2 protein-coding genes, 1 tRNA gene and 2 rRNA genes (1 of these 5 running past the window's edge) are annotated in these 7,125 nt (G+C 54.6%); 3 read left to right on the top strand and 2 right to left on the bottom strand.

Translation table 11 applies throughout. The features are described from left to right. From ACZ1HA_RS15300 to ACZ1HA_RS15290, 3 genes are all read left to right on the top strand, one after another. A 23S ribosomal RNA gene (locus ACZ1HA_RS15300) occupies positions 1-2,874 on the top strand; it begins 493 nt to the left of the window's first position. 85 nt (positions 2,875-2,959) lie between these two features. Then, positions 2,960-3,074, top strand: a 5S ribosomal RNA gene (gene rrf, locus ACZ1HA_RS15295). Positions 3,075-3,148: 74 nt separating this feature from the next. After that, a tRNA-Met gene (locus ACZ1HA_RS15290) sits at positions 3,149-3,225 on the top strand. Positions 3,226-3,533: 308 nt separating this feature from the next. Here ACZ1HA_RS15290 and ACZ1HA_RS15285 read toward each other — a convergent pair. Both ACZ1HA_RS15285 and ACZ1HA_RS15280 read right to left on the bottom strand, forming a co-directional pair. After that, entirely contained in the window at positions 3,534-4,883 is a 1,350-nt protein-coding gene (locus ACZ1HA_RS15285; protein ID WP_472714494.1) for a beta-barrel domain-containing protein, read from the bottom strand. After that, complete coding sequence (locus tag ACZ1HA_RS15280; RefSeq protein ID WP_472714493.1) at positions 4,880-7,123, bottom strand: ATP-binding cassette domain-containing protein; 2,244 nt, start codon at positions 7,121-7,123, stop codon at positions 4,880-4,882. Before ACZ1HA_RS15280 ends, ACZ1HA_RS15285 begins: the two co-directional genes overlap by 4 nt. Positions 7,124-7,125: the final 2 nt, after the last annotated feature.

Here is a 7,125-nt window from a genome sequence, read left to right as displayed (position 1 = left end):
AAAGGTGAAAAGCACCCCGACGAGGGGAGTGAAACAGTACCTGAAACCGAACGCCTACAATCAGTCGGAGCTTGACTGGAGTTCAATTTGGATGTCATTGGAAGCTATGAAATATTTTGCTTCCATACTGACTTTCACACTGACAACATCAACCGCTTTTGCAGGTGACTATGTCATCGGCTTAGGCATAGATGATGTCTTTGACCAAACAGACACTACAACCGGAGCGGTTGTTATCGAGTATCACGCAGATCCGTTCTATGATGGTGAACGTGCTGATTACTCATTTGCAGCGGCAGGTCAGGTTGATGGAGATGGTGACATCTTCCTCGGCATTGGTGTCCATGCGGAATGGTCCATCGGGACCGGGCCGTGGTTCGTAGAAGGCAGCTTTATGCCCGGTTACTACGACGAAGGGTCTGACGGCAGTGATCTGGGCGGAAACGTTCAGTTCAGGACGCTTCTCGGTGTCGGCTACAGGCTGACCGAAACGAGCAGCATTTCACTGGCCATCGACCATCGGTCAAATGCAGACATCGAGGATATCAACCCCGGCAATGAAACGTTGGCGTTGCGCTATACCATCGGTTTCTGAAGAAATCCAAATTGATCTCCAGTCTTGTGACGGCGTACCTTTTGTATAATGGGTCATCGACTTGGTCTCACGAGCAAGCTTAAGCCGTTAGGTGTAGGCGCAGCGAAAGCGAGTCTTAATAGGGCGTCGAGTTCGTGGGATCAGACCCGAAACCGAGTGATCTAGGCATGGCCAGGTTGAAGGTAAGGTAACACTTACTGGAGGACCGAACCCACATCCGTTGAAAAGGATCGGGATGAGCTGTGCCTAGGGGTGAAAGGCCAATCAAACTCGGAGATAGCTGGTTCTCTGCGAAATCTATTTAGGTAGAGCGTCATCCGAATACCCTCGGGGGTAGAGCACTGGATGGGTAATGGGGCCCCACAGGCTTACTGATCCTAACCAAACTCCGAATACCGAGGAGTACTAGATGGCAGACACACGGCGAATGCTAACGTCCGTCGTGGAGAGGGAAACAACCCTGACCTACAGCTAAGGCCCCTAATTCATGGCTAAGTGGGAAAGCAGGTGGGACGACCAAAACAACCAGGAGGTTGGCTTAGAAGCAGCCATCCTTTAAAGATAGCGTAACAGCTCACTGGTCTAAATAAGTTGTCCTGCGGCGAAGATGTAACGGGGCTCAAGCCATGAGCCGAAGCTTAGGATGCATTTATTGCATGGTAGCAGAGCGTAGTGTGACATAATTCCATGTCTCCTTAACCCTTCGGGGTATTGGAGACGCGGAGTTTTCTGTGAAGCCGGCGCGTGAGCGATCCGGTGGAGAGATCACTAGTGAGAATGATGACATGAGTAGCGACAAAGAGTGTGAGAGACACTCTCGCCGAAAGTCCAAGGGTTCCTGCTTAAAGCTAATCTGAGCAGGGTAAGCCGACCCCTAAGGCGAGGCCGAAAGGCGTAGTCGATGGGAACCAGGTTAATATTCCTGGGCCAGATGGAAGTGACGGATCTCGAAGGTTGTTCATCCTTATCGGATTGGATGGGCCGCTCAGAGGTTCCTGGAAATAGCTCCATCATAAGATCGTACCCTAAACCGACACAGGTGGACTGGTAGAGCATACCAAGGCGCTTGAGAGAACGATGTTGAAGGAACTCGGCAAAATACCTCCGTAAGTTCGCGAGAAGGAGGCCCAGTTTCTACGCAAGTATTGGCTGGGGGCACAAACCAGGGGGTGGCGACTGTTTATTAAAAACACAGGGCTCTGCGAAGTCGCAAGACGACGTATAGGGTCTGACGCCTGCCCGGTGCCTGAAGGTTAAAAGGAGGGGTGAGAGCTCTGAATTGAAGCCCAGGTAAACGGCGGCCGTAACTATAACGGTCCTAAGGTAGCGAAATTCCTTGTCGGGTAAGTTCCGACCTGCACGAATGGCGTAACGACTTCCCCGCTGTCTCCAACATCGACTCAGCGAAATTGAATTACCTGTCAAGATGCAGGTTTCCCGCGGTTAGACGGAAAGACCCCGTGCACCTTTACTACAGCTTCACACTGGCATCAGGCCAAGCATGTGCAGGATAGGTGGTGGGCTTTGAAGCAGGAACGCCAGTTTCTGTGGAGCCTCCCTTGAGATACCACCCTTGCTTTGCTTGATGTCTAACCGCGGTCCGTTATCCGGATCCGGGACCCTGTGTGGCGGGTAGTTTGACTGGGGCGGTCGCCTCCTAAAGCGTAACGGAGGCGCGCGAAGGTTGGCTCAGAGCGGTCGGAAATCGCTCGTTGAGTGCAATGGCAGAAGCCAGCCTGACTGCGAGACTGACAAGTCGAGCAGAGTCGAAAGACGGCCATAGTGATCCGGTGGTCCCAAGTGGGAGGGCCATCGCTCAACGGATAAAAGGTACGCCGGGGATAACAGGCTGATACTGCCCAAGAGTCCATATCGACGGCAGTGTTTGGCACCTCGATGTCGGCTCATCTCATCCTGGGGCTGGAGCAGGTCCCAAGGGTACGGCTGTTCGCCGTTTAAAGAGGTACGTGAGCTGGGTTTAGAACGTCGTGAGACAGTTCGGTCCCTATCTTCCGTGGGTGTAGGATACTTGAGAGGAGTTGCCCCTAGTACGAGAGGACCGGGGTGAACGATCCACTGGTGGACCTGTTGTTGCGCCAGCAGCAGTGCAGGGTAGCTATGATCGGAAAGGATAACCGCTGAAGGCATCTAAGCGGGAAGCCCCCTCAAAACAAGGTATCCCTGAGGGCCGAGGTAGACCACCTCGTCGATAGGCCAGAGATGTAAGCACAGCAATGTGTTCAGTTGACTGGTACTAATTGCCCGATAGGCTTGATTTGATCCAGTAGAAGAGAGATTTTCTATAAGGTTCAAAAGCATACACAGCACACAGTCGTACGCGACTTGGACAGAGGTTTTTCATGGTTTGGTGATCATAGCGCAAGTGAAACACCCAGCCCCATCCCGAACCTGGCAGTTAAGCACTGTAGCGCCGATGGTACTGCGTCTTAAGGCGTGGGAGAGTAGGTCATCGCCAAACCTAGCAAAACCTCTGATCGTATCTCTCTTTCGATGCGCCTCATATCAGAACTGGACTGAGGCAGCCCAAATTGGCGCGGGATGGAGCAGCCCGGTAGCTCGTCAGGCTCATAACCTGAAGGTCGTAGGTTCAAATCCTACTCCCGCAACCAAAAACCCCCGCCGTTTACCGGCGGGTTTTTTTTGTTTGGCAAATTAGTTTTTTGCGGCCAGCTGGCACAGTCAGTCTCCCGGGTTCATCTTTGCGCGTTTTCTGTTCAACGAGGAAGTACAGCAGCGGCTCATGATCTAAAATCGGTGCCTGTTAATTCGCGATACGAGGTGACGTCTTCCGACATTGATTGCGTTGGCACTACAGCGGCGGCAAAAAACGCTGGTCAGGTAAACTCGTCAAATTTATGCGGCCACATTGGTTTGGGCCTATGTCAGGATTCTGGTAAAGACGCCCGTGCCTCGTTTGCTATGTCTCGGACAGTGACTGGTCCTGAATTTTCCGAACCGGATGCAAAAGGTAGCTGAGAATGGAACGCTCGCCGGTAAGTATATCCGCTGTGACAGTCATTCCCGGTCGAACGGACACATCCGAAAGCCCGGCTGACCCGCCTGATGGTAAGTCTACAGTGACGCGATAGACCACTTCTCCTGTATCCGCAGTGAAACTGGTCGGAGAAACTTCCGAAACGCTGGCCGATATTGCCCCAAACCGGGTAAAATCAAAACTCATGATCTTGAGGCTGACGTTCATGCCTGCGCGGATTGACCCAATGCGGTCCGCTGAAACGTTTACGACAGCGCGGTACGCTGCACCCGAAGGCACGATTTCCGCGATGACGTCGCCTGGCGCGACGACCTCATTTGCACGCAGCACCTCCAGACTGTGAACCTGACCTCCGACAACAGTCCGAACGTCAGAGCGGGCAATCCGCGCTGCCGCGTCTGCCGCCGCCTGTCGGAGCGTTACAAGCTCTTCATTGATCTTTGTCCATCTGACCGCCGCATCCCGTCGTCTTTGCGCAAGTAGCTCGCTTCTCTGAAGCAGGTTCTCCTGGCGCGTGGATTCGAGATCTACCCTGCGACCTTCCGTTTCTTCAACGCTTCTGCGCAGTTGTAATGCCTCCCGCTGCAGGCGTTCCCGGTCAATCAGTCGTACTGTGCCGTTGTCTTTGAAACGGTCGAACCGAACCAGCTGGGATTTAACGATCTGCTGCTCGTCGCGGATGATATCCGCGCGCGCGGCCGTATTGCGGATCTGGGCGAGAATTCTTTCGTCTTCCGCGGAAATTCTATCGAGTTGCGCGACCAGAAACATCTGCTCGGCCCAGAAAGCCTCTGACGCCGGATCGCCGGTATTCTGATTTTCGGGCAGTTGCCGGCCATCTGCGTTAAGTAAAAACCGAACTCTGTCAGCTTCGTTTTCCAGCGTTTCGATACGGGCGCGTAAGGCCGTAGCTTCCCGCTGAAGATGAGCCGTGTCAAAGCGCAACACCGTGCTGCCAGGGGCAAGCATCGCGTTTCGATCTGCCACCAGTTCCTTGACGACACCGCCATCGGGGTGTTCGATACGCTCGATGTGCCCCTGCGTTTCGATGGTACCGGTGCCAGAAACTTTTTCTTCGACGGTAACCTGTGCAGCCCAGGTCAGAGCAAAAACAACACTTGCAGTGCAGGCACCGACTGTAAGCCTGGCTGCGTTGCTGTCACGTACTTCATCGAGCGCAGAGTGGGTCGAAATCTCTGGGCCAGCAGCGTTCTGAATTGTCTGCTCCTGGTTCTTTCGTGTGGCGTTTTCAGGCTTTTCAGAGCGTGTCATGATGCTTCTTTCTGAACTTCTTCTAACATCCTGAACTGTGTTCGCCCTTCAGCGATGCGAACTACCGCATCAGAGGAACGGATCAGGCTTGGCCGGTGCGTGACGACGAGACTGGTCATTTCCCCGCGCCGACTTTTGAGAGCATTTTCAATGGCGCGATCAATGACCGGATCGACATCTTCTGAAGCTTCATCAAGCAACAGAACTGCGGGCTTCAGAAGCAATGCCTGTGCGACAGCGACCGCTGTCCGTACTCCGCCAGACAGAGTGACGGCATCAACGCTGGGATCGATCCTGGTTTGTGACCCATTGGGCAAACTGTTTACCATTCTGGAGAGGCCAACCTCATGAATGACGTCCGCTATCTGATCATCTGATATCAGTGGGTCAACGAACCGCAGGTTCTGCGCAATTGTGCCATAGATCAGCATGGGCTTCTGCGGAACGAACATGATATTGTGACCGAGCACGCGGTTCGACATTTCAGGAAGGCTCACCGTGCCAAGACGAACGCTTCCTGCCTGTGGCTGTATCTGACCGGACAGGACGCCGAGCAGGGCAGACTTTCCCGATCCTGATGCGCCGATCACGGACACAAACAGTCCTTTGGGTATATCAAGGCTCACACCTGCGAGCGTTGGTATATGAGCGTTTGGACCGCGCAAAAACACGTTGGATGCAGTCAGCCGGGCATCCTGATGCTTTTCCCTTCCGATATCCGCCGGGCTGTCATCCTCTGCAAATCTTATCATCGTATCGACCTGCTGGAACAGTCGCATGAGGTCTTTGGATTTTGGCAGAATGAGCAAGCCCTGTTGCAGTGGTGCAAGCGCACGCCAGGCCAGCATCGTTACCGCGACCAGTTCGCCACCACTCAGGGCGCCGGCTATGGCTCTTTCGGCGCCCAAAAAAATGACCGAGCTGGCCGCAAGGGGCACAAAGACATAGGACAAAGCCTCCAGCCGCGACGCGCTTCTTGCGAGACGGTATCTCGCCAGTACCACGCTGTTCAGCGCGCGCTGACTGCTTTCTGCCCATGGCCATGCCAGGCCGTTCCGGGCGATAAATTCGCGTTTGCGGACAAGTTCCATCTGGCGGCGCGTTAATCTGTTGCGCGCTGCAGACAATGCGCCTGCACGCCTGATCAGTGCGGGTACAAGCGATAAGCCTGCGAAAAAGAAGAGCACAACTATTGCCACAATGACGAGCGCCAGCGCCGGAGACAGAAACGCAATCGCTGCAAGCAGCAGAAAAGAAACGGGAAGTTCGAGCGCCACAATGGCAAAGGGGCCTGCGAAGACATCCCGTAAACCTTCCAGTTCGCGCAGGCGCACTGTCTGCTCGCTGATCGGGGCCTGATCAATCATCCTCCGTGGAAGCCGCAGCAGCTTGCGGAAAAGGGCACTTCCGATCAGATATTCAAACCGTCCGGAAATGCGCCCAAGCAAACGTGCTTTGATCATGCGGAATGTCAGGTCGAAAGCAAAAAGGCCGGTCGCCGCGATAAGCACCGCCGCTATGACAGTTGGTTGTTGTCCGGTGACAACCAAATCAAAGAGAAAAATCACCATAACCGAAAACGTTACGGTCAGTGCACCGCTGATGATCGTCAGCAAAAGGACGAGGCGCAGATCTGGCGCGAAACGGGAGAACGTTTCAAACGTGAAGCTTTCTGCCGGCGCGGTGTTTTCCCCTGCGGATGCTTCTGTGTCTGGCGCAAAGTCAATGAAATGGCAGCGCTTTCGGGCCGACAGCGCGCGGTTTTCCGCAGCTGCACTCCCGGACGTGGGGCGTGTCGCGGCATAACCTGAAACTTCGCCCCGGTCCGGCAGCCAAAGCCGGTTGTCGGAGCTGACATATACGCCAGCTGATTTCTGGCGCAGAAACTGTGCCGGTGTCACGCGCCTTGTCCGGCAACTGAAGCCAAGGTTCAGCAGCAGGGTGCGCATTGATGATGGGTCCAGCCGGTCAATCAGATAGGGCATCGCTGCCGCGAGTCGCCCGGCATCAGGAGGCCAGGCCAGTTTTTCCAGCAGGTTCAGCAGTATATATGCATCCTGGCCATTCATCGGTTGCCCGGAGATTGCCCCTGAGATCAACCCATCCAGCAGCGCGTCGTAGTCCCAGCTGCTGAAACGGGCGCGGCTTGCAGGTGACGGTTTTGATACCCGATGTCCAGAGGTCAGGAGAAAGGGTTCTGGCTGGTCCTGAGCGTTGACCCGGTGTTCCTGCCGGAGCATGA

Source organism: Roseobacter sp. S87, from assembly GCF_055693285.1.
This window is presented reverse-complemented; position numbering and strand designations above follow the sequence as displayed.